Origin of the sequence: Marinobacter shengliensis, from assembly GCF_003007715.1 — a bacterium.
Classification (GTDB): domain Bacteria; phylum Pseudomonadota; class Gammaproteobacteria; order Pseudomonadales; family Oleiphilaceae; genus Marinobacter; species Marinobacter shengliensis.
On the sequence record NZ_PXNO01000021.1, the window covers coordinates 415,561 to 438,876 of the forward strand.

General features: G+C 58.6%; 24 protein-coding genes. 9 read left to right on the top strand and 15 right to left on the bottom strand.

From position 1 onward, the window contains the following. Nucleotides 1–30 precede the first annotated feature (30 nt). Entirely contained in the window at nt 31–912 is an 882-nt protein-coding gene (speE, locus tag C7H10_RS08030) for a polyamine aminopropyltransferase (protein ID WP_061332546.1), read from the top strand. Nucleotides 913–1,004: 92 nt separating this feature from the next. Further along, nucleotides 1,005–1,199, top strand: a complete 195-nt coding sequence (locus tag C7H10_RS08035; protein ID WP_061332547.1) for a DUF6316 family protein — start codon at nt 1,005–1,007, stop codon at nt 1,197–1,199. Between the two features lie 76 nt (nt 1,200–1,275). Here the strand turns inward: C7H10_RS08035 and C7H10_RS08040 are convergent, their stop codons facing one another. Both C7H10_RS08040 and glnK read right to left on the bottom strand, forming a co-directional pair. Further along, nucleotides 1,276–2,523, bottom strand: a complete 1,248-nt coding sequence (locus tag C7H10_RS08040; RefSeq protein ID WP_061332548.1) for an ammonium transporter — start codon at nt 2,521–2,523, stop codon at nt 1,276–1,278. A 71-nt stretch (nt 2,524–2,594) separates the two neighbouring features. Next, a complete protein-coding gene (glnK, locus tag C7H10_RS08045; protein WP_058091350.1) occupies nt 2,595–2,933 on the bottom strand; it encodes a P-II family nitrogen regulator in 339 nt (112 codons plus the stop codon). Between the two features lie 384 nt (nt 2,934–3,317). Between glnK and C7H10_RS08050 the strand changes: the two genes are divergently transcribed. From C7H10_RS08050 to trmB, 3 genes are all read left to right on the top strand, one after another. Next, nucleotides 3,318–3,569, top strand: coding sequence for an accessory factor UbiK family protein (locus C7H10_RS08050; protein WP_061332549.1), 252 nt, complete (start codon nt 3,318–3,320; stop codon nt 3,567–3,569). A gap of 73 nt (nt 3,570–3,642) precedes the next feature. Continuing rightward, entirely contained in the window at nt 3,643–5,169 is a 1,527-nt protein-coding gene (locus C7H10_RS08055) for a YifB family Mg chelatase-like AAA ATPase (protein ID WP_106694444.1), read from the top strand. Between the two features lie 72 nt (nt 5,170–5,241). Further along, nucleotides 5,242–5,967: a tRNA (guanosine(46)-N7)-methyltransferase TrmB gene (gene trmB, locus C7H10_RS08060; protein WP_061332551.1), complete on the top strand. Its 726-nt coding sequence runs from the start codon at nt 5,242–5,244 to the stop codon at nt 5,965–5,967. A gap of 12 nt (nt 5,968–5,979) precedes the next feature. Here trmB and C7H10_RS08065 read toward each other — a convergent pair whose 3' ends face one another. The 10 genes from C7H10_RS08065 to C7H10_RS08110 form a co-directional block, all read right to left on the bottom strand. Next, nucleotides 5,980–6,528, bottom strand: a complete 549-nt coding sequence (locus tag C7H10_RS08065) for a hypothetical protein (protein WP_106694445.1) — start codon at nt 6,526–6,528, stop codon at nt 5,980–5,982. Beyond that, the gene (gene hemW / locus C7H10_RS08070; RefSeq protein WP_106694446.1) at nt 6,528–7,673 is read right to left on the bottom strand and encodes a radical SAM family heme chaperone HemW; all 1,146 of its coding nucleotides are present in this window, start codon (nt 7,671–7,673) and stop codon (nt 6,528–6,530) included. The genes C7H10_RS08065 and hemW overlap by 1 nt, the downstream gene beginning before the upstream one ends. A gap of 4 nt (nt 7,674–7,677) precedes the next feature. Beyond that, nucleotides 7,678–8,277: an RdgB/HAM1 family non-canonical purine NTP pyrophosphatase gene (gene rdgB / locus C7H10_RS08075; protein WP_106694531.1), complete on the bottom strand. Its 600-nt coding sequence runs from the start codon at nt 8,275–8,277 to the stop codon at nt 7,678–7,680. A 4-nt stretch (nt 8,278–8,281) separates the two neighbouring features. Continuing rightward, on the bottom strand, nt 8,282–8,728 hold the full coding sequence (locus C7H10_RS08080; RefSeq protein ID WP_061332593.1) for a DUF4426 domain-containing protein: 447 nt from the start codon (nt 8,726–8,728) through the stop codon (nt 8,282–8,284). Continuing rightward, the gene (gene metW / locus C7H10_RS08085) at nt 8,728–9,330 is read right to left on the bottom strand and encodes a methionine biosynthesis protein MetW (protein WP_106694447.1); all 603 of its coding nucleotides are present in this window, start codon (nt 9,328–9,330) and stop codon (nt 8,728–8,730) included. The genes C7H10_RS08080 and metW overlap by 1 nt, the downstream gene beginning before the upstream one ends. Next, the gene (gene metX, locus C7H10_RS08090) at nt 9,327–10,475 is read right to left on the bottom strand and encodes a homoserine O-succinyltransferase MetX (protein WP_106694448.1); all 1,149 of its coding nucleotides are present in this window, start codon (nt 10,473–10,475) and stop codon (nt 9,327–9,329) included. Before metX ends, metW begins: the two co-directional genes overlap by 4 nt. Nucleotides 10,476–10,646: 171 nt before the next feature. Next, nucleotides 10,647–12,611 (bottom strand): dynamin family protein, encoded by a 1,965-nt coding sequence (locus C7H10_RS08095; protein WP_106694449.1) that lies wholly within the window; start codon nt 12,609–12,611, stop codon nt 10,647–10,649. 206 nt (nt 12,612–12,817) lie between these two features. After that, a complete protein-coding gene (locus C7H10_RS08100; RefSeq protein WP_061332558.1) occupies nt 12,818–13,402 on the bottom strand; it encodes a YggT family protein in 585 nt (194 codons plus the stop codon). A gap of 22 nt (nt 13,403–13,424) precedes the next feature. Next, nucleotides 13,425–14,258: a pyrroline-5-carboxylate reductase gene (proC, locus tag C7H10_RS08105; protein ID WP_106694450.1), complete on the bottom strand. Its 834-nt coding sequence runs from the start codon at nt 14,256–14,258 to the stop codon at nt 13,425–13,427. Nucleotides 14,259–14,321: 63 nt separating this feature from the next. Further along, nucleotides 14,322–15,035, bottom strand: coding sequence for a YggS family pyridoxal phosphate-dependent enzyme (locus C7H10_RS08110; RefSeq protein ID WP_106694451.1), 714 nt, complete (start codon nt 15,033–15,035; stop codon nt 14,322–14,324). A 52-nt stretch (nt 15,036–15,087) separates the two neighbouring features. Here C7H10_RS08110 and C7H10_RS08115 point away from each other — a divergent pair, with 52 nt between their 5' ends. From C7H10_RS08115 to C7H10_RS08125, 3 genes are all read left to right on the top strand, one after another. Continuing rightward, nucleotides 15,088–16,122: a type IV pilus twitching motility protein PilT gene (locus tag C7H10_RS08115; protein ID WP_058091364.1), complete on the top strand. Its 1,035-nt coding sequence runs from the start codon at nt 15,088–15,090 to the stop codon at nt 16,120–16,122. A 194-nt stretch (nt 16,123–16,316) separates the two neighbouring features. Further along, complete coding sequence (locus tag C7H10_RS08120; RefSeq protein ID WP_061332594.1) at nt 16,317–17,438, top strand: PilT/PilU family type 4a pilus ATPase; 1,122 nt, start codon at nt 16,317–16,319, stop codon at nt 17,436–17,438. Between the two features lie 158 nt (nt 17,439–17,596). Beyond that, nucleotides 17,597–18,970, top strand: a complete 1,374-nt coding sequence (locus tag C7H10_RS08125) for an OmpP1/FadL family transporter (protein WP_106694452.1) — start codon at nt 17,597–17,599, stop codon at nt 18,968–18,970. Between the two features lie 39 nt (nt 18,971–19,009). Here C7H10_RS08125 and C7H10_RS08130 read toward each other — a convergent pair whose 3' ends face one another. After that, nucleotides 19,010–19,363, bottom strand: a complete 354-nt coding sequence (locus tag C7H10_RS08130; RefSeq protein ID WP_106694532.1) for a hypothetical protein — start codon at nt 19,361–19,363, stop codon at nt 19,010–19,012. A 196-nt stretch (nt 19,364–19,559) separates the two neighbouring features. Beyond that, nucleotides 19,560–22,292, bottom strand: coding sequence for a DNA polymerase I (polA, locus tag C7H10_RS08135; protein ID WP_106694533.1), 2,733 nt, complete (start codon nt 22,290–22,292; stop codon nt 19,560–19,562). Nucleotides 22,293–22,377: 85 nt separating this feature from the next. Here polA and C7H10_RS08140 point away from each other — a divergent pair, with 85 nt between their 5' ends. Further along, a complete protein-coding gene (locus C7H10_RS08140) occupies nt 22,378–22,713 on the top strand; it encodes a DUF2782 domain-containing protein (protein ID WP_061332562.1) in 336 nt (111 codons plus the stop codon). Between the two features lie 21 nt (nt 22,714–22,734). On the opposite strand, the gene C7H10_RS08145 is transcribed toward C7H10_RS08140, so the two are convergent. After that, the gene (locus tag C7H10_RS08145; RefSeq protein ID WP_106694453.1) at nt 22,735–23,232 is read right to left on the bottom strand and encodes a fibronectin type III domain-containing protein; all 498 of its coding nucleotides are present in this window, start codon (nt 23,230–23,232) and stop codon (nt 22,735–22,737) included. Nucleotides 23,233–23,316: the final 84 nt, after the last annotated feature.

A 23,316-nucleotide genomic window follows, 5' to 3' on the forward strand; every position in this document is an offset into this window, starting at 1 on the left:
CCGTGGTGGCGCAATGAATGGGAGGTACAGATGACGGTATTGAACGAAGGCTGGTTTACCGAGGTATTCCAGGATCAGGGCACGGCATTTTCCCTGCAGGTCAAGCGCAAGCTGCACGAAGAGCAGACGCCGTTCCAGAAGCTGGAAATCTATGAAACGGAAACCTTTGGCAACCTGATGGTGCTGGACGGTTGCGTGATGCTGACCACCCGTGACAACTTTCTGTACCACGAGATGATGACCCATCCTGCGTTGTTCACTCACAAGAACCCGAAGAAAGTGGTGATAGTGGGCGGTGGAGATTGCGGAACCCTGAAGGAAGTGCTCAAGCACCCCGGTGTCGAGGAGGCCTGGCAGGTGGAAATCGACGAGCGGGTTACCCGCATGTCGGAAAAATACTTTCCGGAGTTGTGTGAGGCCAATAATGACCCCCGGGCAAATTTCTTTTTTGGCGACGGTATCAAGTGGATGCGGGATATTGAGCCCAACAGCATCGACCTGCTGATTATCGACAGTACCGACCCGGTGGGCCCCGCCGAAGGCTTGTTTGCCCTGGATTTCTACCGGGACGCCATGGCGGCGCTTCGGGAGGGCGGCATTATTGTGCAGCAAAGTGAATCGCCGCTGTTGCACACGGACAGCATCATCAAGGACATCCACAGCGATATGCAGAAGGCCGGCTTCGGCCACGTACAGACTTTGCCGTTCCCTCAGCCTGTCTACCCGACCGGGTGGTGGAGCTGCACCATGGGTAGCAAGGATAACCCGCTGAAGTATTTCCGTGAGGAAGACGCCAACAACCGCCCGTTCGTGACCCGCTATTACAACGCCGGCATTCACCACGGAGCCCTGGCGATGCCTCAGTTTATGGTGGATGCGCTGGAAGACGCGGTGCGTCCCGAAGAGGCCTGACAAAAATTAGACAGCTCCGCACTCTGAGCTATGCTGAAACAGTGTGGTCATTTATTGATCATCGTGCTGTGTTCGGAGTGAAAGGAGTTGTTATGGAAACGCGCAAAGGTGAACAGGATCGTCACTGGTTTCGTAGTGAGCGGTTCTCGTTGGTCAACGGACAGTGGTTTTTCCAGACTCGCGAGGGCTCGATCCAGGGGCCGTTTGACAGTGTCCACGAAGCGGAAATGGAATTGATGTTGTATCTGCGGCACGCGGATGACCAATTGTTCCAGGGCGTCTGTTAGTGACGGAGCGCCAGGAACAGAAACAAGAAGGGCGCCGTTTGGCGCCCTTCTTGTTTTTCGTGGTTGTCAGGCTGGCTTACTGCTTGCCGCTGACAAACTCTGGATAGGCTTCCATGCCACACTCGGAGTAATCCACACCCTCGTATTCGTCTTCTTCGGATACCCGGATGCCCATGACCGCCTTGAGAATGCTCCACACGATCAGGCTGGTCACGAAGACCCAGACAAAGATGGTGATGGCGCCGATGATCTGGCCGCTGAAGCTGGCGTCGCCGTTGGTAACCGGCACCAGCAGCAGGCCGAGCAGACCGCAGACGCCGTGAACAGAGATGGCACCGACGGGGTCATCAATGCGCAGCTTGTCCAGGGTCACAATGCTTACCACCACCAGCAGGCCACCGAAGGCACCGAAGATGGTTGCCAGCAGCGGAGTGGGGGTGTCCGGGCCGGCAGTGATGGTCACCAGACCAGCCAGTGCACCGTTCAGGAGCATGGTCAGGTCAGCTTTGCCAAACATCAGTCGGGCAAGGATCAGAGCTGCGAGACCGCCACCAGCCGCTGCGGCGTTGGTGTTCATGAATACAATGGCGACGTCGTTAGCGGATTCTGCGGAAGCAGTCGCCAGAACCGAGCCACCATTGAAGCCGAACCAGCCCATCCACAGGATGAAGGTACCCAGAGTGGCCAGGGGCAGGTTGGCGCCGGGAATGGCGCGGATCTCACCGTTCGGGCCGTATTTGCCTTTACGGGCGCCCAGCAGCAGGACGCCAGCCAGGGCCGCAGCTGCGCCAGCCATGTGTACGATGCCAGAGCCGGCAAAGTCACTGAAGCCAAGATCGCCCAGGTTGTACATGCCGAAGACGTCAGCTTCGCCCCAGGTCCAGGCGCCTTCCATCGGGTAGATGAAACCGGTCATGACCACAGCGAAGATCAGGAATGCCCAGAGCTTCATGCGCTCGGCCACGGCACCGGATACGATGGACATGGCTGTAGCAACGAAGACCACCTGGAAGAAGAAGTCAGCGGATGGCGCGTAGGTTGCTGCAGCCTCATACTCGAAGCCTTCTTCAACGCCCATGCCAGTGATGCCGCTCAGGAAGGTGCCGCCACCGTACATGATCGCGTAGCCGCAGACCATGTACATGGTGCAGGCAACGGCGTACAGGGCGACGTTCTTGGTCAGAATTTCAGTGGTGTTCTTTGAGCGCACCAGGCCGGACTCGAGCATGGCAAAGCCTGCTGCCATCCACATGACCAATGCGCCACACACGAGGAAGTAAAACGTATCTAATGCGTACTGTATTTCAAAAACAGTGCTTTCCATAGGAGGCCCTCCGCACAAGGCTCTTAGGTTATAAATTTTTTGCGTTGGCTTTTTTCAGAGTCAGTCTGCTGTCAGACCGCTTCTTCGCCAGTCTCGCCGGTTCGAATCCGGATGGCTTGCGCCAGTTCGGTCACGAAGATCTTGCCGTCGCCGATTTTGCCGGTATTGGCCGCCTTGGTGATGGCTTCGATGACCTGGTCAAGCAGGTTGTCGCCAATGGCGATTTCCACTTTGACCTTGGGCAAGAAGTCCACCACGTATTCCGCGCCACGGTAGAGCTCTGTGTGGCCTTTTTGCCGACCGAAGCCTTTGACTTCAGTGACGGTTACGCCTTGTACGCCAATCTCGGATAGTGCCTCACGGACATCATCCAATTTGAAAGGCTTGATGATCGCTGTCACAAGTTTCATTGCTTTCTCCTTGGTAAAGCCGTCCCAACAGTGAGGGCCAGCGGCCGGTTGTTGAGTTCGGGATGCTGCCACCTCGCACATCAATTGTGCGGATTGCGTACGAGAGCTTTAGCATCGGGTGTGCCAACGCAAAAAAAATGTTTTAAATCAGTTTGTTGGTTATATCCTGTTCCAGAATGGCGCAATAACGCGCACCAACTTGGTGCGATGAGCCCGCCCTTGGCTCAAAAAAGAGCATGTTCGGGTTAGCCATCCGCCGCCATTATAATGCGGACAGGGCACAGTATGGCAGGGGCGGCGGTGTGATACACTCCCACCAAAGCGGATAGCGACTCAGCCACGGCGTTTGCCGCGTCGGGAAACAGAGACTCTCAGAGGTGATTTATGAAAGGGCCACAGGACTTTTTTGCTCAGTTACAGGGCCAGTTTGGCCAGTTCGTTCCGGATATGGCTCGGGCTGCGAAAGACGATTTTGAGGCCCAGGCCAGAGCAACGGTGATGACGGTCATGTCGAAGCTGGAACTGGTCACCCGCGAAGAGTTCGATGCCCAGCAGGCGGTATTGATGAGAACCCGTGAAAAAGTGGAAGCGCTTGAGAAGCGGGTTGCCGAACTCGAGCAGAAACTGTCCTCATAATGACCGGTCTGGCCCGGCCCGCAGGATGCAGCGGCCGGGACTTGTAAGAAACTGATTGCCAAGGAAGGTTGCCATGCTTGCTATTGTCCATTCCCGTGCCAGTATCGGTGTGTCTGCACCGGCAGTGACTGTTGAAGTGCATCTGTCTGGCGGACTGCCGGCCCTGTCGATTGTTGGATTGCCGGAAACCGGTGTGCGTGAGAGCAAAGACCGGGTTCGCAGTGCCTTGATCAACGCCGGGTTCGAATTCCCCGCCCGTCGAATCACCATTAACCTGGCCCCCGCAGACCTGCCCAAAGAGGGTGGACGCTTCGACCTGCCCATCGCCCTTGGCATCCTCGCCGCTTCCGGGCAGATTCCCGCCGAAAGTCTCAAAGACCTCGAGTTCATTGGCGAGTTGTCCCTGGATGGCGCATTACGGCCCCTGAAAGGCGTATTGCCGGCGGTACTGGCGGCAAGAGGCGCCGGTCGCGCGCTGTTGCTTCCCCAAGACAATGCTGAAGAGGCCGCGCTGGCCAGCGATGATGACGTGTTTGCCGCCAGCCACATACTGACCGTCTGTGAGCATTTGTCTGGTCGCGCCCGGATATCCCCGGTAGCTCGAGCCCAGCCAGAAGCCGGGCCCCGGGACGAGGGGCTGGACCTCGCGGACGTCCGGGGCCAGCAGGTTCCCCGACGGGCCCTGGAAGTGGCGGCTGCCGGCGGGCACAATCTTCTGCTGTTTGGCCCGCCAGGCACCGGCAAAAGCATGCTGGCCAGCCGGCTGCCCGGCATACTGCCAGCCCTGGACGACGCCGCGGCCATGGAGGTGGCCAGTGTGCATTCGGTCGCCGGCCTTCCCCTCAAGCCCGGTGGTTGGCGGCAGGCTCCATTCCGCTCCCCGCACCATACCGCTTCGGCGGTGGCGCTGGTGGGAGGTGGTAGCAGCCCAAGGCCCGGAGAAATCTCCCTGGCCCATCGAGGCGTACTGTTTCTTGACGAGTTGCCAGAGTTCCAGCGCCGCGTGTTGGAGGTATTGCGGGAACCTATGGAAACCGGTGAAATTTCCATCAGTCGGGCTGCACGGCAGGTCACTTTTCCTGCCCGATTCCAGGTGGTTGCTGCTATGAACCCTTGCCCGTGCGGCTACAGTGGGCATCCGACCATGGAGTGTCAGTGTACGCCGCAGCAGGTCATGCGCTATCGCTCCCGGATATCCGGGCCGTTGCTGGACCGGTTTGACCTGCACGTTGAAGTGCCGGTGCAGGCCGGGGGCGTGTTGTTGGGGGCGGGTGAAACCGGAGAGTCCAGCGCCAGCGTCCGGGAACGGGTGCTACGGGCCCGGGCCAGGCAGTCAGAACGGGGCGTGCTCAATGCGGCCCTTGCTGGCAAGGCGTTGCACGAGGCCAGCCATCTGAATGCGGAGAGCGAGAAACTGCTGTCCGGAGCCATGGAGAAACTTGGGTTGTCTGCGCGGGCGTTGCATCGGATTCTGCGAGTGGCCCGCACCCTGGCGGACCTGGATGGCCAGCCAGCGGTAACCCGAAACTATCTGATGGAAGCGCTCGGCTACCGGCAACTGGACCGTCAACAGGGGCAAAGCTCGGTTGTCTCCGCTTGAGGCGGTCTACTCTGGTAAACTGGCGGGTAACGTTCCCTAAATCAGATCCGTATTGACGGTTGAGGACCACAGATGACTGACCAGCATGAGACGCACGATGCCTCCGGCGACAACCCGATCACCACCCGCCGCGGTGTTCGCAGTTTTGTCTTGCGCCAGGGCCGGATGACCGAGGGTCAGAAAAAGGCCTATGAACGCAGCTGGCCCAAGTACGGCCTGACCCGCGACAACGGCATGATCGACCCGAGGGAAGTGTTTGGCCGGGACAACATGCTGAATCTGGAGATTGGGTTTGGCATGGGGAAATCCCTGGCGGATATGGCGGAAGCGGCCCCCGAGCAGGACTTTATCGGTGTGGAAGTGCACTTGCCCGGTGTTGGAGCCTTGCTCAAAGAGGTGGAGGATCGCGGACTTGAGAACGTGCGCGTTTACAATATCGACGCCAATGACGTCATCGACTTGTGCTTACCAGATGCCAGCCTGGACCGTGTGATGGTGTTCTTTCCGGACCCCTGGCACAAGAAAAAGCACCACAAACGTCGCCTGATCCAGCACGACTTTGTTCAGAGGATTCGTCACAAACTCCGCGTTGGTGGCATTCTGCACCTGGCGACGGACTGGGAAAACTACGCCGAGCACATGCTGGAAGTGATGAACGATTCGGAAGGGTTCGCCAATACTCAGGAGCAGGGTGGCTACTCACCGCGCCCGGATGACCGTCCGATCACCAAATTCGAAAAGCGTGGTGAAAATCTTGGCCACGGAGTCTGGGATTTGTTGTTCTATCGCACCAATTGAGGCGGGACGGTGTCAGGAGTGGCTCAGCGGATGCCGGCGGGCAGCCCGGATGATGACAAGTCCGGCCACTCCGAGCAGCAGCCCGGTGAATTTGATCAACGCGAGGATAGTGGCGGTCATGCTCATGGAGTCTGTGGGCGGGCTCAGGTTGTTCAGCAGTACAATGTTCTCCGCCACGTCACTCAGCCCTGCCGTGATAAACAGCGCGCGCACCCAGCGTGCGACCTTGCGCTCCCGGATGCCGGGCCTGTCCCGGGTGAAGTGTCTGGTCAACTGCAACAGCGCGGCCAGGTAAGCCACGACAAACAGAAAGTCTACCCACAATGACGCTTTTGCCCAGATCAAGCCGTTCTCGCGCCAGCTGCGGATAATGGCGTAGGCCTGGTCTGCCGTGCCTGCCAGTTGGAAGCTGACAATGCCCTGAGGGGCAGAACCGGTCTTCAGGGGTTGGTTGATGGCCATCAGAACCAGAAACAGCGCCACCGCCACCACGATGGATACCTTCATGGGCGGTTTCATCGGGCGAGGCCCGGATGGCACGGTGTGCTGAGCTGAATTCATCAGAGGAAGTGCTCCAGCAGGCTATTCAGGTAACGCTGTCCTTGCTCGGTCGCCTGCAGGCGATCAGGGGTCAGCAGATGTTGTTTGCGTAATTGCTCAAGTTGTACCGCAACTGACGACAAGGGTAAACCTGTACGCTCAAGATACAGTTGTTCCGACGTGCCCCGTTTCAGGCGTAACGCATTCATCATGAACTCCAGCGGCCGGTCCTCCGGTGCCAGCTCTTCGCTACCGGAGGTGCGGGAGCCGATCCTTTGCAGGTAGGCGTCTGGTTGCCGGGTTTTCCAGTACCGCAGAATCCGGCCGTCGGCCAGGCTGACTTTGCCGTGAGCGCCGGCACCCAGCGCCAGATAGTCGCCAAAGCTCCAGTAATTCAGGTTATGTCTGCTTTCCCGGCCGGGCAAGCTCCAGGCCGAGATCTCGTAATCATCGAAGCCCGCTGACCGAAGATGGGCTGCCCCCTGCTGATAAATGTCCCAGAGCCGATCGTCGTCCGGCAACGCCGGTGGTCGCGAGAAAAATTCGGTGTTCGGCTCAATGGTGAGTTGGTACCAGGACAGGTGGGTTGGCCGGTGGGCCAGTGCGGCGTGCAGGTCGCTGACCGCCTGTTCCGGAGTTTGCCCCGGCAGGCCGTGAATCAGATCGATGTTGAAATTGTCGAACCCGGCAGCCCGGGCGGATTCGATGGCTCGGTGGGCCATGGCCTGATCGTGGATACGGCCGAGGGATTGCAGGTGTTCCGGGTGAAAACTCTGTACCCCGATGGACAGCCGGTTGATGCCGGCTGCGCGGAAACTTTCGAAGCGGCCCGCTTCCAGCGTGCCGGGATTGGCTTCCAGGGTAATTTCCGCATCGGTTGAAAACGCCAGGCGTTGGCGGAGCCCGTCGAACAGCTGTTCGTAGAAGGCGCCGCTCATCAGGGAAGGAGTACCGCCGCCGATAAAGACGGTTTCGATAGGGCGCCCCAGGATATAGAACAGGTCCTGATCCAGATCCTCCAGAATGGCGTTCAGATAGGCCGTTTCCGGAATTTCCCTCTTGACGGCATGTGAATTGAAGTCACAGTAGGGGCATTTGCGCACGCACCAGGGCACGTGGATGTACAGGCTCAGTGGCGGGCAGACCGCAACCGGGGTGGCGGTCATGGGTTTACCGCTCCGCCTGGAGTTGTTCCAGCAGGCTGGCCAGGGCCCGGCCCCGATGGCTGATCTTGCCTTTCTGTGCCCGGGTCAGTTCTGCGGCGCTGCAGTTGAACTCCGGCGCCAGGAATACAGGGTCATAACCGAAGCCGCCGTCACCCCGGGGCTCGGTCAGGATCTGCCCGGGCCAGCGGCCATGGCAAATGATCGGCGTGGGGTCGTCGGCATGTCGAAGATACACCAGAACACAATGGAACTGGGCACTGCGTTGTGCGGCGGGAACGTCGTTCAAGGCATCCAGAAGTGCCGCCACGTTGTCGGCGTCGGAAGCGGCGTCGCCGGCGTACCGCGCCGAGCGCACGCCGGGCTCGCCATTGAGGGCATCCACGGCCAGGCCGCTGTCGTCTGCCAGGGCCGGCAGCCCGGTTTCCCGGGCGGCATGGCGGGCTTTGAGGATGGCGTTTTCAACGAAGGTGACCGCCGGTTCTTCGGCCTCGCTCACGCCAAGTTCGCCCTGGGCAACCGGCTGCAACCCCAAGGGGCTGAGCAGTTCTGTCAGTTCGGCAATCTTGCCTTTGTTATTGCTGGCGATGACAAATTTCTGGCTCATGGTGTCAGTCATTGAACAGGGTATGGGAGAAACGAACTGGCAGATCCCGGTTGTGGCCAGTGGGCCGGGCCGTGATGTTGAACGTCATCAGGTCGCCGGAACGGTACTGGTACTGGGCGATGAAATAGACTGCATCACCCTCCTGAATACGACGGAAGGCCAGGAAATTCACCTGCTGGATGTCATTGGTCACCTGGCCCTGTACCTGCCCGCCAACCGGCCGGATCTGGCCATGCTCACCTTCGGTCATAATGGAAATGTTGATGATGCCAATGCCCCGGCTGCGTTGCAGGTTGTTGGCCCTGGCGACTTCCGGGTCAAGGAAGGTGCTTGGGAAAACGCTCCAGTGCACCTGATAGTCACCGAAGTCTTCCTGGCCGGCCTGCGCCTGAGCGAATAACAGCAGTCCCAGGGTCAGGGTCAGTAGGCGAGTGATCGAACGAGTCATCATCATGGGTTCTCCCGCGTGATTCGATAGATGGCAATTTCCCCCAACAGGTTCGGCCAGAGCCTGGCCAGCCAGCTGTTCTGATGCTGACCGTCTACCACCCGGCGGCTCTTGATGCGAATGCCTTTCTGACGGCACAAGGCTTCAAAATCCTTGAAGGTGCATAGCCGTATGTTGGGGGTGTTATACCATTTATACGGTAGTGCGTCGGATTCGGGCATACGGCCACTCAGAGCCAGTCCCCAGCGCAGGCGCCAATGGGCAAAGTTGGGGAAGGTGACGATGCCCTCTCGGCCGACCCGGAGCATCTCTTCGATCACTTTGTCCGGTCGCCGCACCGCTTGCAGGGCCTGGGTCATCAGAACCACGTCGAACATGCCGTCGTCAAAATTGTCCAGCCCCTGGGTGTCCAGGTTCTGCTCGATCACGCTCACCCCTTTCGCCATACAGGTGGTGATGTGGTCCGGGTTGATCTCCAGGCCAAACCCCGTGGCGCCTCGCTCCCGCTGAAGAAAGTCCAGCAGGGTGCCATTGCCGCAACCCAGGTCCAGTACGTGATGCCCTGGCTGGACCCATTGCTGGATGATGTCCAGGTCTGGTCTCATGCGCCCACCTCCCGTGCTACCCGGTCCATATAGGCGGTGAAAATATCGGTGTACCTGGGGGTTGGAATCAGGAACGCGTCATGGCCCCAGGGGGCATCGATTTCGGCGTAGCTGACCTTCTTGCGGGCAGAGATCATGGCGTTCACCATCTCTTCGGAGCGTTCGGGCGAAAAGCGCCAGTCGGTGCTGAATGACAGCACCAGGTACTCGCAGCTTGCCGGTGCCAGAGCCTTGGCCAGATCCCCGCCGGCGGCATAGGCCGGATCGAAGTAGTCCAGGGCCCGGGTCATCAACAGGTAGGTGTTGGCATCAAAGCTTTCTGAGAAACGCTCGCCCTGGTAACGAAGGTAACTTTCTACCTGGAACTCGGCGTCGAACCCGAACTTGTAGGCCTCTTCCCGCAACTCCCGGCCGAATTTCTCACCCATGGAGGCGTCGGACAGGTAGGTGATGTGGCCGACCATACGGGCCAGCATCAGGCCCCGGCGAGGCACCGCGCCAAAATCGTAGTATCGGCCGTCGTGGAACTCCCGGTCGGAGGTAATGGCCTGGCGAGCCACTTCATTGAAGGCGATATTTTGTGCACTGAGTCGGGGCGTGGACGCAATCACCACCGAGTGACGCAACCGTTCCGGGTAGTCCAGGCTCCACTGCAACGCCTGCATGCCACCCAGCGAACCACCGACCACCGCGGCCCATTGTTCGATGCCCAGGTGGTCAGCCAGGTAAGCCTGGCTTTTTACCCAGTCGGCAACGGTAATCACCGGGAAGTCCGGGCCATAGGGTTTGCCGGTTGCCGGGTTGGTGGAATTGGGGCCGGTGCTGCCGTGGCAGCCTCCCAGATTGTTCAGGCTGACCACAAAAAAACGATTGGTATCGATGGGCTTGCCCGGGCCGATGCAGCTGTCCCACCAGCCAGGTTTCTTGTCTTCCATGCTGTGATAGCCCGCAGCATGGTGATGGCCGCTGAGTGCATGGCAAATCAGCACTGCGTTGCTGGCGTCCGGATTAAGGGTGCCGTAGGTCTCCACCACCAGGTCGTAACTGTCCAGGGTCTGGCCGCACGCCAGTTCGATCGGCGTGTCAAAGCGAATGGTTTGGGGGCTTACAAGGCCCACGGAGTCCGAGGGCAGGGAATCAGGCATGGCGGTGATGAGTTCCTGGTCCGGTCCACAAGTGTCTGGCCATTGGCCTTGAAGTGTTCAGAAAAGCGCGACAGCATCGCAGTTTAAAGGCGGGTGGGGGTTGCTGCAACCGGCGCGTGGCTGTGGCGCCGTTTTCGGGGCCCGCGCGATGTTCGAGCGGGCCCCGGTCTTTCAGATGGCGCCTGAGATATTGACCACTTTCTGCTGAATCATGGTGGGGGCCGGCTTGCGGATTTGCCGCATCATGGCGTCGGCCAGTTCCAGCTGTTTACGCAGGTCGGCAATGGCATTATCCAGGCGCTGGCGCTCCGCGCGGCTGTCCCGGTCGCTGCGGACCATGTCGCGCAGGCGCCGGATCTGGTGCTCCAACAGCTGTTTCTGCTCCATGGAATACTGCATGATCGGCAGCAGAGCTTCCTGGGGCCAGCGTTCGACATCCTTACGCACCCGGCCGTGAAGGGTGCGAGCTTCGCCCACCATGACGTTGAAGAAGCGGCGCACCAGCAGGGACTGTTCGGTCAGCAGGTTTTTCGGGCTGATGCGAAAGCGCTTGGCTTTCTTGCGCAGTTCCCGAATGGCGATGACATGGCGGCCCGCCCGCAGCGGGATGGGCTCCAGGTGCCTGGCCCGGGTGTCTTCGTTATAACGGCGATAGATGGCTCCGACCATTTTCTCTGCCAGCCGGCCTTCGGCCAGCAGGTTGGTCAGGTCGCTTTCCAACAGTTCAAAGAAATGGTCCATGGCCCGGTTCATGCCGGCGGTGGTCCAGCTCTTGGACATCATGTGTCGGACCTTGGCTGCGTGGTCTTCAAAACGATCTTCCGCCACCAGTTTTTTCAGCATGTCGCCCTGGGAGTCCATCAGCCGGCGAGAGGAGCGAAGGGTAATCAGTTTTTTGTAGTAGAAGTCGTAGTCCTTCTGGGCGCGCTCGGCCAGACGCCCCAGTGCGGCTTTGTCCATGGTGGCGCCGGTGCAGGCCTGGCGCTCTTCCTCCAGGCACTCCAGGCGGTATTGCATGGCCGCCTGACTGTTCTGCAGCATGCCCAGCAGATCGTTGATCAGGTTCTGGGTAATCAGCTGCTCCTTGTGCATCAGGATGCGCTGAATGATCAGTTGTTCCAGTTGGCCGATATTGGAACGCTCGAACAGGCTTTCGTCCTTGCGTACTCGCGACAGCAGGCCCTGTTTGGCGGACAACGGAATCACATCCTGCTGACGGATGCCGAGATGTTCCGCTGTGTAGGTGCGCACGCGCTCGATCGCATCCAGTGTATGCTGTTCGCCCTGGAGGTCGTCCCACAGCACATCAATCTTGTTCAGCACGGCGAACCGGCCGGCCCTGTGGTCCGCGTGTTCGGTATCGATATGATCTTTCCAGATCGTCATATCGCTGGCGGTTACGCCGGTGTCCGCACTTAACACAAAAATGACCGCGTGGGCGCGTGGCAGCATACTGATGGTCAGCTCTGGCTCGGAGCCCAGCGCGTTGAGCCCCGGCGTGTCGAGGATGCGCAGGCCACGCTCGAACAGCGGGTGACGAATGCTGATCTGGGCGTTGCGCCAGGCAGGCACCAGTACATTGCCGGGGTTGTTGCGATCGTGTTCCAGCATGGCTTCGTCAAAGCCCAACTGGCGCGCTTCGTCAGGGGTCACGCTTTTGATGCGGGCAACCTCGGCCAGCACTTCGCGCATGACTTCCGGGTTGCGCTCGTCCAGCTCGTGCTTTACCCAGCGCTCAGGCTGCTTGCGCAGTTGCTGCAGGGAAAGTTCGCCGGTCCGGGTCTCGATGGGCAGGAGCAGCAGGTAGTTCTGGTTGGCGCTGCGATCAAAGAACAGCTCCGTGGGGCACATGGTGGTGCGGCCTGCCTGGGACGGCAGCATGCGCTGACCGTACTCCGAAAAAAACAGGGCATTGATCAGCTCGGTTTTGCCGCGGGAGTACTCGCCCACAAAGGCGATGGTCAGCTCATCTTCAATGAGCAGTTCCAGGCCATGGCGAATTCGGGTGCTGACGTCTTCCGAGAACAGATTGTTATCTTGCAGCCAGAGCCGGTACCGGCCAATCTGCCGTATCAGCTCTTTCTTCCAGTTGTGGTATGCCTCAACCTGCTGCGACAGAGTTCCCTGCTGATTCATTGGATAATCCTTCTGCGCGACTTCCGAGATTAAATGACGTTAATAGTAGCCTTTTTAGTCAGTTGGGTGGGGTGCGCCAGTCGGCATTTTTTACGGCAGGTCGGGAACTGATGCAAAAAAAGCTTCAGAATCATGTTGTTGACGCTGAAGCCTTCGGTGTTTCGAAATAGATAAAACTGTAACTGAATGTATATCTGTGAGGCAGGTTACATTCCAAGGCCGATGGAGCCGAGGCCCGCGGCGATCTTCATATGGTCAATCACCACAGAGATGACGTTCAGTATCAGGAACACAATGATTGGTGACAGATCCAACCCGCCCATGGAAGGCATGACGCTACGCACCGGTCGCATGACCGGTTCGGTAATCTGCGCGACCAGCTGGATAGCCGGGTGGCTGCTTTGCGGGGCAATCCAACTGACCACCACCACGGCAATCACTGACCAGAAGTAGATTTTGACAATCAGGCTGAGCACATTCAAAACGGCCCAGACGAGCAGGGTAATCGGATTGATGCCGGGAATCCCGCCGTTCAGGGCCACCAGGATCAGGAAGAAGGTAATGGCCTGGATAATGACAGCAAGTACCAGCGCTGCCCCATCAATGCCGCCCCAGCCGGGAATGAAACGGCGCAGCGGGCGTAGCGGCGGATTGGTGGCCTTCACCACAAACTGGGAAATCGGGTTATAGAAGTCGGCCCGGGCCAGCTGTAGCAGGAAGCGCAGCAGTACGATGGTCATGTAGAAGGTGGACGCGATCAGCAGGATCGTAATCACAATATCTGCCAGCATGTAGCTGTGTCTCCGTTAACGGTTACTGTTTATCTGCCAGTTCTTTGGACATTTCCCGGGAGCGATCAAACGCCGCGCCATAGGCCTTTTTCACAAGTTGCCGCAGGCCGCCGTCCTCAAAGGTATTCACGGCACGCTCGGTGGTGCCGCCGGGGGACATGACGTTGCGTTTGAGCTGCGCTGGGTCATCGTCGCTGCGGGCCGCCATTTCGGCCGCGCCCGCCATGGTCTGAATAGCGAGTGCCCGAGCGGTTTCAGGTGCGATGCCGGCTTCGGTGGCGGCGCCTTCCAGAGCTTCAAGCATCAAGAAGAAATACGCCGGGCCGCTTCCGGATAGCGCGGTAACGCCGTGCAACTGGTCTTCGTCGTCCACCCACAGCGCTGAGCCGATGCTTTCGAACATCGACTGTACCGATGTCTTCTGTGCGTCTTTGACCTGTGCGTTGGCAAACAGCCCGGCGGCACCCTTGCCAACCAGCGACGGTGTGTTGGGCATCACGCGAACCAGCGGCATGCCGCCGCCAAGCCAGTTGTCCAGAGTCTCAGCGGTCAGGCCTGCGGCGATGGAAACCATCAGCGGGCGGGTGTTCTGCACCACCGGGGCGATGTCGTGGCAGACATCCGCCATCACCTGGGGCTTAACTGCCAACACCACAATATCCGCCTGTTGGGAGCAGTACCGGTTGTCCGTGGTAACGCTGACACCAAAACGCTTCCGGATGGATTGCAGGTGGCCATCGTCAGGGGCGCTTACCCAGATATTACCGGCCTGGTAGCCGTTCTCCAGCATGCCGCCGATGATGGCGCTGGCCATGTTGCCGGCACCTATAAAAGAAATCGTGGGTGATGTGCTCAAGGGTCACTCCAGGGCTTTGGTCAGTTAATTCGTTGAATGCGATGATAGCAGGAACCAGCGGTTTCAGCTCTGGCTGTGTTTGGATGGCCTTGCCCCAAATAGAGCGGTACCTACGCGAACCCAGGTTGCGCCCTCTGCGATGGCGATCTCGAGATCATCCGACATACCCATAGACAGTGTGTCCATCGGGCCCGCCTCAGGAGACCCCCGTTTAAGCTCCCGCAGGGTATTGGCCAGCTTGCGAAAACTCATCCGCAGATCTGCCTCGGACTGGTCTGGATCGGGAATCGCCATAAGCCCTCGCAATTTTACGTTAGGCAAATCGCCGATCTCATCCACCAGTTCGGGCAGTTCGGACAGGGTGCAGCCGGATTTGCTGTCCTCGTCATTGATGTTGACCTGCAGGCACAGATTCAATGGTGGTAAACCGGGAGGTCTCTGCTCGCTCAGGCGGCGGGCAATCTTCAGCCGGTCAACGCTGTGCACCCAGGCGAACATCTCCGCAATTTGCCGGGTTTTGTTGGACTGGATGGGGCCAATAAAGTGCCACTCAATCTGATCGAGATCCTTCAGGGCTTCAATCTTGTCCAGCGCCTCCTGAAGGTAGTTTTCACCAAAGGCAACCTGGCCGGCACTGGCCGCGACCCTGAGTTCGTCTGGCTGGCGTGTCTTGCTGACTGCCAACAGGCGCACACTGCCGGGGTCCCGGCCTGCCTTCAATGTTGCTTTTTGTATGCGTCGGGTTACGCTCCCGATGTTGTCTGCTATGCTGCTCATAGTGTGAGTTTGCCGCTTCTGGACTAAAAGAAAAAGCCCTCCGAGGAATCCTATGGATATTACTGAACTGCTTGCCTTTTCGGCGAAACAGGGCGCATCGGATTTGCACCTGTCTGCCGGTCTGCCCCCCATGATCCGTGTCGACGGCGACGTGCGCCGCATCAACCTTCCCCCGATGGAGCACAAAGAAGTGCACGGGTTGATCTACGACATCATGAACGACAAGCAGCGTAAGGATTACGAAGAGTTCCTGGAAACCGACTTCTCGTTCGAGGTGCCGGGTGTGGCCCGTTTCCGGGTAAACGCCTTCAACCAGAACCGTGGCGCCGGCGCTGTATTCCGGACCATCCCCTCGAAGGTTCTGACCATGGAAGATCTGGGCATGGGCCAGGTTTTCAAGGATATTTCGTCTGTACCCCGTGGCCTGGTGCTGGTCACCGGGCCCACCGGCTCCGGTAAGTCCACCACCCTGGCGGCGATGATGGACTACATCAACGACACCCGCTACGAGCACATCCTGACCATCGAAGACCCGATCGAATTCGTGCACGACTCGAAAAAGTGCCTGGTTAACCAGCGGGAAGTCCACCGGGACACCCTGGGCTTTAATGAGGCTCTTCGTTCAGCCCTGCGGGAAGACCCGGACATCATCCTGGTAGGTGAGCTCCGGGACCTGGAAACCATCCGCCTGGCCCTGACCGCCGCCGAAACCGGCCACCTGGTGTTCGGCACCCTGCACACCACCTCCGCTGCGAAGACCATCGACCGGGTGGTTGACGTGTTCCCGGCCGAGGAAAAGTCCATGGTGCGGTCCATGTTGTCGGAATCCCTGCAGGCGGTTATCTCCCAGACCCTGATGAAGAAGATGGGCGGCGGCCGTATTGCCGCCCACGAGATAATGATTGGCACCTCGGCCATCCGTAACCTGATTCGTGAAGACAAGATTGCCCAGATGTACTCGTCTATCCAGACGGGTGGTTCCCTGGGCATGCAGACGCTGGATCAGTGCCTGGAGCGCCTGTTGCAGAAGGGTCTTATTTCCCGTGAAGCAGCGCGGGCCAAGGCCAAGATGCCTGATAACTTTTAACTTCGGGCTCCTTGCTTCCACCTTTGGGGAGGGAGCGAGGCGGGCGGCCTTCCCGGGACACGCTGTAAATACGTCCCTGTAAGCTTGACTGCAGCATCCATGCTGCAGACAGTCCCGGGAAGGCCGCCCGCCCCGCTCCTCGAACACTGTTCGGGGAGTCAACGTGGTGAGAACAAAACGGTATAGGTAGACAAATGGAATTCGAAAAACTGTTACGGCTGATGGTGGAGAAAGGCGGTTCGGACCTGTTTATTACAGCGGGTGTGCCGCCGAGCATGAAGGTAAACGGGAAAGTGCTCCCGGTCACCAAGAACGCGCTGACGCCGGAGCAGACGAGGGAGTTTGTCTACGGCGCCATGAACGACAAACAGCGCGCCGAATTCGAAGAAACCCACGAATGTAACTTCGCCATCAGTGCCCGGGGCATTGGCCGTTTCCGCGTGTCAGCGTTCTTCCAGCGCAACCTGTGCGGCATGGTATTGCGACGGATTGAAGTGAAAATTCCCCAGATTGACGACCTGGCGCTGCCCGAGATCGTCAAAGATCTGGCCATGACCAAGCGTGGCCTGATCATGTTTGTGGGCGCCACCGGTACCGGTAAGTCCACCTCCCTGGCCGCCATGCTCGGCCACCGTAACCGCAACAGCCGCGGCCACATCATCTCCATCGAAGACCCGATTGAATTCGTGCACCAGCACCAGGGTTGCATCGTCACCCAGCGGGAAGTGGGTATCGACACCGAAAGCTTCGAGGTGGCCCTGAAAAACACTCTGCGACAGGCGCCGGACGTAATCCTGATTGGTGAGGTGCGTACCCGCCAGACCATGGAGTATTCGGTACAGTTCGCAGAAACCGGCCACCTGTGTCTGGCCACCCTGCACGCTAACAACGCCAACCAGGCCCTGGACCGGATTATCCAGTTCTTCCCGCCGGAACAGCACAACCAGATCTGGATGGACCTTTCCCTGAACCTCCGCGCCATCGTGGCTCAGCAATTGGTGCCGACGCCGGATGGCAAAGGCCGCAAGGCCGTAATCGAAGTATTGATCAACACGCCGCTGGTGGCGGACCTGATTCGGAAAGCCGAAGTGCACAAACTCAAAGAGTTGATGGCCAAGTCCAACGAATCCGGCATGCAGACCTTTGACCAGGCGTTGTACCGGCTGTACGCCGAAGGCTCCATCACCTATGAAGACGCTTTGGCCCACGCGGATTCCGCGAACGACCTGCGCCTGATGATCAAGCTCGGTGCCGATGCCCAGGGTGCCGACAAGCTGTCATCTTCGGTCGACAAGCTCACCATTCAGGACGATTGATCGAAACCGAACAGCGATCCTCCTTCCAGGCGGCCCTGTCCGGGGCCGCCTTAATACCAAAGTCGTACTTTGTTAGTGCCTGCAACCAGTAGTTTTGGCATTTGAGGCCATTGTGCTGCCCTGCGTATACTCCGCGCGCGACTAACAAAGGAGACAGCATGCACAAGAATACCAATGCCCTCGTAAAGGCCATCCGCTTCGCTACCGTGACAGCTCTCGCCGCCCCAGCCACTGTTTTGGCCGGCGGATTCGCCCTGAACGAGCAGAGCGCCAGTGCCATGGGCACTGCTAATGCCGGTGCGGCGGCTAACCCCGAGAATGCCACTATTGTATTCTTTAACCCCGCTGGCATGAGCCAGTTGTCTGGGACCAATATTTCGTTTGGTGCGGCCTACCTCGACATTGATGCAGAGGCAAAGGGCGGGGCGTCTGCCACTCGGATATCCGGTAATCCTGTCACCCCGGCTGGCCGGGGCGGGGATATAGCCGATGGCGCGTGGCTGCCTAATTTCTACTTGGCCCATGAGGTGAGTGATTCAGTAGACGTCGGTTTTGGTATTCATGCTCCCTACGGGCTGGCCGGTGACTACGAGGATGATTTTGTGGGGCGGTTTTTTGCGGACAAAACCGAGTTAACCGCCATTGCGTTTACACCCTCGATCGCCGTTAACAATGGTCAGGGCCTGTCCATGGGTGCCGGGCTGAATATCATCTATGCTGAGGGCCGGCTTACCAGGAATCAGGATCTTGGGCCGAGTGCGGAGCCGCTCCCGGTCGGCGCAGAACCCTACGCTGACATAGAAGGCGATGATATTGGTGTGACCTTTCGCGTTGGTTTCCTGTACGAACTGTCTGACAAAACCCAGTTTGGCATGACGGCGCAAACCGGTACAGAACTCAACCTTAAGGGTGATATGGAGGTGACGGGTGTTCCCGTCCCAGGTATGCCTGGAGTAACAACAACCCTGAATGAAAAGGTTGAGGTGCCCCTGGCGATTCCCGAGAGCATTACTGTGGGGGCGCGCCATAAACTGACAGATGATGTAACCCTGTTGGCGGGTGCAACATACTCTCGCTGGAGTCGCTTCGAGGAACTGGACATCATTAGCCGTGACCCTAATGGAGAGATCGCGGGCGTTCCGGGTGCGGTGATTAGCCACACTACGGAAAAGTGGGGTAATACCTGGCAATTCAATGTTGGTGGGATATGGCAAGCTACCCCGGCCTGGGCTTTCAAAGCAGGCTATGCCTATGACGAATCACCAGTTGGTGAGTACGTTACCGCCCGTATTCCGTCAACGGATCGTCACTGGCTGACACTGGGAACCCAGTGGAAAGACGTCAATAGTGGCTGGACGGTTGATGCAGCAGTCGGGACCCTGATTTTTGACGGCAACGCCAAAGTAGACGAAGTGTTCTATCAGCATGAGAATCCGACTCAGCAAGATCCGAACTTCGGTGCATCCAACTATCAGGCGGAATACGACCTGAGCGCCTGGAGCGCCGCCATCGAGTTCAGCAAGGCCTTCTAAGCGGCTGTCCTTCTCGATAGCTGATCCGGCCAGTCCGGGTCAGCCTACCACCTGACCACGATAGATAACCTGTTTCTTCCGTGGTCGGGCCTCTTCCCCGCCTGCCTCCTCCTCTGAACCAGCAATCTCCTGCCCGCGATAAGTTTTGGCAGCGGCTGGCGCTGCATCTATCTGCCCCAGCTCCGGCACCCTCTGTTTAAGCGCTTCCCAGGTATGCACCAGATGCTTCGATCGGGTTTTACCTGCGTATTCAGCCAAGTGCTCCGCAAGGTGGTCTTCGTTCAGGTGGAGCTTTACCCCGAATTCAGACTGAATCAGCCGGCGGCACTGTTGCACCAGTTTCAGGTGGGATGGGTCGAATAACCAGTTGCGTTCATTCGCTACGGAATTCATGGAAAGGCCTCGCATCGCTGTCACGGCATAGGGCATCAAAGAGCCCAGACCCTCAGATCTGTGCAGTTTTCGTGCCGTGATCGGGAGGCGCTTGAACGTAGCGGGAAGGCGGAGTGAAGGGGGAAGGGTGCCCTGTCATTGTGCTTTTCCAGTGAAAATGAACAAAAACAGGGCGTTATCGGGTTAGGTTTCAGGTCTAGTGAGCTTGGTCCCAGTTGTCGCCAGTGCCGGCTTCTACCAGTAACGGTACGTCCAGCTTGGCGGCAGCCTGCATTCGCTGCACCAGGCCCTTGCGCACGGTCTCCAGAGCCTCTTCCCGCACTTCGATGATCAGTTCATCGTGCACCTGCATGGTCATCCAGGCATCGTCGGCATGCTCTGTGTGCAGCCACTGGTCCACATCGATCATCGCCCGCTTGATTATGTCGGCAGCGGTCCCCTGCATGGGCGCGTTGATTGCGGTGCGCTCGGCAGCCTGTTGCAGCTGTTTGTTCCGGGCGTTGATCTCCGGCAGGTACAGGCGGCGGCCGTACAGGGTTTCCACGTAGCCATCGTCGTGGGCCTGTTTGCGGATGTTATCCATGTATTTGAGTACGCCCGGGTAACGTTCGAAATAGCGGTCGATGTATTCCTGGGCGGTCTTGCGGTCGACCTCCAGCTGGCGGGCCAGGCCGAAAGCAGACATGCCGTAGATAAGGCCAAAGTTGATGGCTTTGGCGCTGCGGCGTTGGTCGGAGCTGACCTCGATCAGGCTCACGCCGAAGACCTCGGCGGCGGTGGCTTTGTGAATGTCTTCACCATGTTCGAAGGCCCTCAGCAGGCCCTTGTCGCCAGACAGATGCGCCATGATTCGCAGCTCTATCTGGGAATAGTCCGCCGCCAACAGTTTGTAGCCTTCCGGCGCGATGAAGGCCTGGCGAATGCGGCGGCCTTCCGGAGTGCGGATAGGAATGTTCTGCAGGTTCGGCTCGGAGGACGACAGGCGCCCCGTGGCAGTCACCGCCTGATGGTAGGAGGTGTGTACACGGCCGGTGCGGTGATGGATCAGCTCTGGCAGGGTGTCCGTGTAGGTGGACTTCAACTTGCTCAGGCTGCGGTGCTCTACAATCAGTCGGGGCAGTTCGTGTTCATGGGCCAGTTCCTGCAATACTGGCTCGGCGGTGGAGGGTGCACCCTTCGGAGTTTTCTTGATCACGCGCAGGCCGAACTTGTCGTACAGAATGGCCTGCAGCTGCTTGGTGGAGCCCAGGTTGAAGCTTTCGCCGGCCACCTCGTGGGCCTCTTTCTCCAGTTCCGCCATGCGCTCGGCCAGTTCCTGGCTGTGCTGGCGCAGGGTGCTGGCGCTAATCAGAGTGCCTCTTTGTTCCATGCGTGACAGCACCGGTACCAGCGGCAGGTCGATCTCCCGGTACACCGATTCCAGCTTGCCGGTTTCTTTCAGTTTCGGGCTCAAAATCTGGTGCAGGCGAAGGGTAATGTCGGCGTCTTCGGCTGCGTAGGGGCCTGCTTTCTCCAGATTAATCTGGTTGAAGGTGAGCTGCTTGGCGCCCTTGCCGGCGATGGATTCGTAGGTGATGGTCTGCTCACCGAGGTATTCTAGGGCCAGGCTATCCATGTCGTGGCGGGTGGCCACTGAGTTGAGTACATAGGACTCCACCATGGTGTCGTCGCCGATGCCCTCCAGCTGGATACCATGGTTGGCGAGCACGTTCTTGTCGTACTTCAGGTTCTGGCCGATCTTGTTCACGTCCGGGCTTTCCAGCAGGGGTTTGAGCTGGTTGAGCACATGGTCGCGGTCCAGTTGATCCGGTGCCCCCATGTAATCGTGGCCCAGAGGTACATAGGCCGCTTCCCCCGGCTCGATAGCAAAAGACACACCCACGATTTCGGCGTCCATATAGCGCAGGCTGGTGGTTTCGGTGTCGAAAGCGAATTGGTCGGCGGCTTTCAGTCGTTGCAGCCAGGTATCCAGCTCTTCCTGCTCGGTAACCACGGAATACTGTTTCTCTGCCGGTTTTGCGGATTCCTGCTCGGTGGAGCGCTCACGTTGGTCGCTGGCGGAACCTTCGGTGTTCTCCAACTCAGCAATCCAGCTTCGGAATTCGTATTCCTTGAACAGTTCCAGCAGGGAATTGTCGTCCTGTTCCCGCTCCTGCAGATCTTCCAGGCCGAAGTCCAGGTCGACATCCAGGCGTATGGTGGCCAGTTCCCGGCTCAGGGGCAGGGTGCCGGTGGCTTCCCGCAGGTATTCACCGATCTTGCCTTTGATCTCGTCGGCGTGTTCGATCAGGTTGTCGAGATCGTTGTAAGTCTGCAGCCATTTCACCGCGGTTTTCGGGCCACATTTGTTCACGCCCGGAATGTTATCCACCTTGTCACCCACCAAGGCCAGGTAGTCGATGATCTGTTCCGGGGTCACCCCGAATTTCTCGATCACCCCCTCCCGATCCATGGCGGTTTCAGTCATGGTATTGATCAGGGTCACGTGATCGCTCACCAGCTGGGCCATGTCTTTGTCGCCGGTGGAGACCACCACATCGATACCCTTGCTGGTGGCTTCGTAGGCCAGGGTGCCAATGACGTCATCGGCCTCCACGCCCGGAACAATCAATAGGGGGAGCCCCATGGCGCGGACGATTTCGTGGATCGGTTCGATCTGAACGGCCAGATCTTCCGGCATAGGTGGCCGGTTGGCCTTGTACTCTTCATAGATGTCATGGCGGAAGGTTTTGCCTTTGGCATCGAACACCACCACCACCTTGGAGCCGGGGAAATCCTGCTCAAGACGCCGAAGCATGCTGATAACGCCCTTGATGGCTCCGGTCGGATGGTTTTTGCTGGTAGTCAGTGGTGGCAGCGCATGGTAAGCGCGAAACAGGTAGGACGATCCGTCAACAAGAACCACGGGTGGGGTCTTTTTCTCAGTCATATCAAAGCCGGTCCGGAATCTGATTGAAGCGTGGGTTGGCTTGTGCAACTCTAGCCAGAAAGATGAACGAAAGGGTACCACGAAAATGAAACGAATCGCCTGTTCCGCCATGTTGGCTGGGCTTGTGTCATTACCGGTGATGGCGCAGCAAGAAGGCTCGCTGGATGCCACCCCGGTGGTCACGCCCCAGGAGCCTGTGGTTATTTCCGATTACCAGCCCCCGGAAGGCGGGCCGGAAATTGTGATCCGGCCGGGGGAGAATGAAGTGTTCTATGAATACCGCGTGAATGGCCAGCTTATGGAAATCAAGGTGGTGCCTAACGTCGGGCCCGAATACTACCTGGTGCCATCTGGTGGTGGCTGGATACAGGACACTGAGTCTGACCTGCTGATTCCAAGCTGGGTGATCTTCCGCTGGTAACCTGGCACCTTTCCTTTGCGCTCAGATCAGGTTGACTTCCACCGGGTCTGAGCGTCGGCTTTCAAGCCCATCCACATCGACCGTCGTAATCGAGAACTCGTAGGCGCCGGGGGGCATGTCCTCAAGGCGGTAACGGGTTGTGCTGGCATCGTTCAGCGGAATGATATTGAAATCATTCTTGTGCTTCATCCGGTAATAGATGCGATACCCAGAGATCTGGCCCGGTGCCAGTGACGAGCCATCTTCGCGGGTCATCGGTGGGTTCCAGGCCAGGGTGCGGGGGCTTCCGGTATTATCCGCAGGATACTGACTCTCCTTTGCCGTGGGCGATTGCCCCAGTGTGGCCAGGAGGTTTGATTGTGCTTGTTTCAGCCGGGCATCTGAGACTTCCGAGGCGCGCTGTGTGTCGAGTTTGCTGGCGCGAGTGTCTTCCTGACAGCCAGTGATCATGGAGGAAAGGGCAATAATCAGAAGGCAAAGCGCAGCCTGGCCGGGCAGGGGTGGCAGTAGAATTTTCATGGTCAACTCGCATACGGAGCCGTGGAAGGCTCTCTGGTTACTGATCGTATGGAGCCTGAATAAAACCGGGAGACGGGCTACCTG

Excerpts from the sequence above, each read along its gene's own strand:
- speE (WP_061332546.1), top strand. The coding sequence starts at position 31 with ATGACGGTATTGAACGAAGGCTGGTTTACCGAGGTATTCCAGGATCAG.
- C7H10_RS08035 (WP_061332547.1), top strand. The coding sequence starts at position 1,005 with ATGGAAACGCGCAAAGGTGAACAGGATCGTCACTGGTTTCGTAGTGAG.
- C7H10_RS08040 (WP_061332548.1), bottom strand. The coding sequence starts at position 2,523 with ATGGAAAGCACTGTTTTTGAAATACAGTACGCATTAGATACGTTTTAC.
- glnK (WP_058091350.1), bottom strand. The coding sequence starts at position 2,933 with ATGAAACTTGTGACAGCGATCATCAAGCCTTTCAAATTGGATGATGTC.
- C7H10_RS08050 (WP_061332549.1), top strand. The coding sequence starts at position 3,318 with ATGAAAGGGCCACAGGACTTTTTTGCTCAGTTACAGGGCCAGTTTGGC.
- C7H10_RS08055 (WP_106694444.1), top strand. The coding sequence starts at position 3,643 with ATGCTTGCTATTGTCCATTCCCGTGCCAGTATCGGTGTGTCTGCACCG.
- trmB (WP_061332551.1), top strand. The coding sequence starts at position 5,242 with ATGACTGACCAGCATGAGACGCACGATGCCTCCGGCGACAACCCGATC.
- C7H10_RS08065 (WP_106694445.1), bottom strand. The coding sequence starts at position 6,528 with ATGAATTCAGCTCAGCACACCGTGCCATCCGGGCCTCGCCCGATGAAA.
- hemW (WP_106694446.1), bottom strand. The coding sequence starts at position 7,673 with ATGACCGCCACCCCGGTTGCGGTCTGCCCGCCACTGAGCCTGTACATC.
- rdgB (WP_106694531.1), bottom strand. The coding sequence starts at position 8,277 with ATGAGCCAGAAATTTGTCATCGCCAGCAATAACAAAGGCAAGATTGCC.
- C7H10_RS08080 (WP_061332593.1), bottom strand. The coding sequence starts at position 8,728 with ATGATGACTCGTTCGATCACTCGCCTACTGACCCTGACCCTGGGACTG.
- metW (WP_106694447.1), bottom strand. The coding sequence starts at position 9,330 with ATGAGACCAGACCTGGACATCATCCAGCAATGGGTCCAGCCAGGGCAT.
- metX (WP_106694448.1), bottom strand. The coding sequence starts at position 10,475 with ATGCCTGATTCCCTGCCCTCGGACTCCGTGGGCCTTGTAAGCCCCCAA.
- C7H10_RS08095 (WP_106694449.1), bottom strand. The coding sequence starts at position 12,611 with ATGAATCAGCAGGGAACTCTGTCGCAGCAGGTTGAGGCATACCACAAC.
- C7H10_RS08100 (WP_061332558.1), bottom strand. The coding sequence starts at position 13,402 with ATGCTGGCAGATATTGTGATTACGATCCTGCTGATCGCGTCCACCTTC.
- C7H10_RS08110 (WP_106694451.1), bottom strand. The coding sequence starts at position 15,035 with ATGAGCAGCATAGCAGACAACATCGGGAGCGTAACCCGACGCATACAA.
- C7H10_RS08115 (WP_058091364.1), top strand. The coding sequence starts at position 15,088 with ATGGATATTACTGAACTGCTTGCCTTTTCGGCGAAACAGGGCGCATCG.
- C7H10_RS08120 (WP_061332594.1), top strand. The coding sequence starts at position 16,317 with ATGGAATTCGAAAAACTGTTACGGCTGATGGTGGAGAAAGGCGGTTCG.
- C7H10_RS08125 (WP_106694452.1), top strand. The coding sequence starts at position 17,597 with ATGCACAAGAATACCAATGCCCTCGTAAAGGCCATCCGCTTCGCTACC.
- C7H10_RS08130 (WP_106694532.1), bottom strand. The coding sequence starts at position 19,363 with ATGAATTCCGTAGCGAATGAACGCAACTGGTTATTCGACCCATCCCAC.
- polA (WP_106694533.1), bottom strand. The coding sequence starts at position 22,292 with ATGACTGAGAAAAAGACCCCACCCGTGGTTCTTGTTGACGGATCGTCC.
- C7H10_RS08140 (WP_061332562.1), top strand. The coding sequence starts at position 22,378 with ATGAAACGAATCGCCTGTTCCGCCATGTTGGCTGGGCTTGTGTCATTA.
- C7H10_RS08145 (WP_106694453.1), bottom strand. The coding sequence starts at position 23,232 with ATGAAAATTCTACTGCCACCCCTGCCCGGCCAGGCTGCGCTTTGCCTT.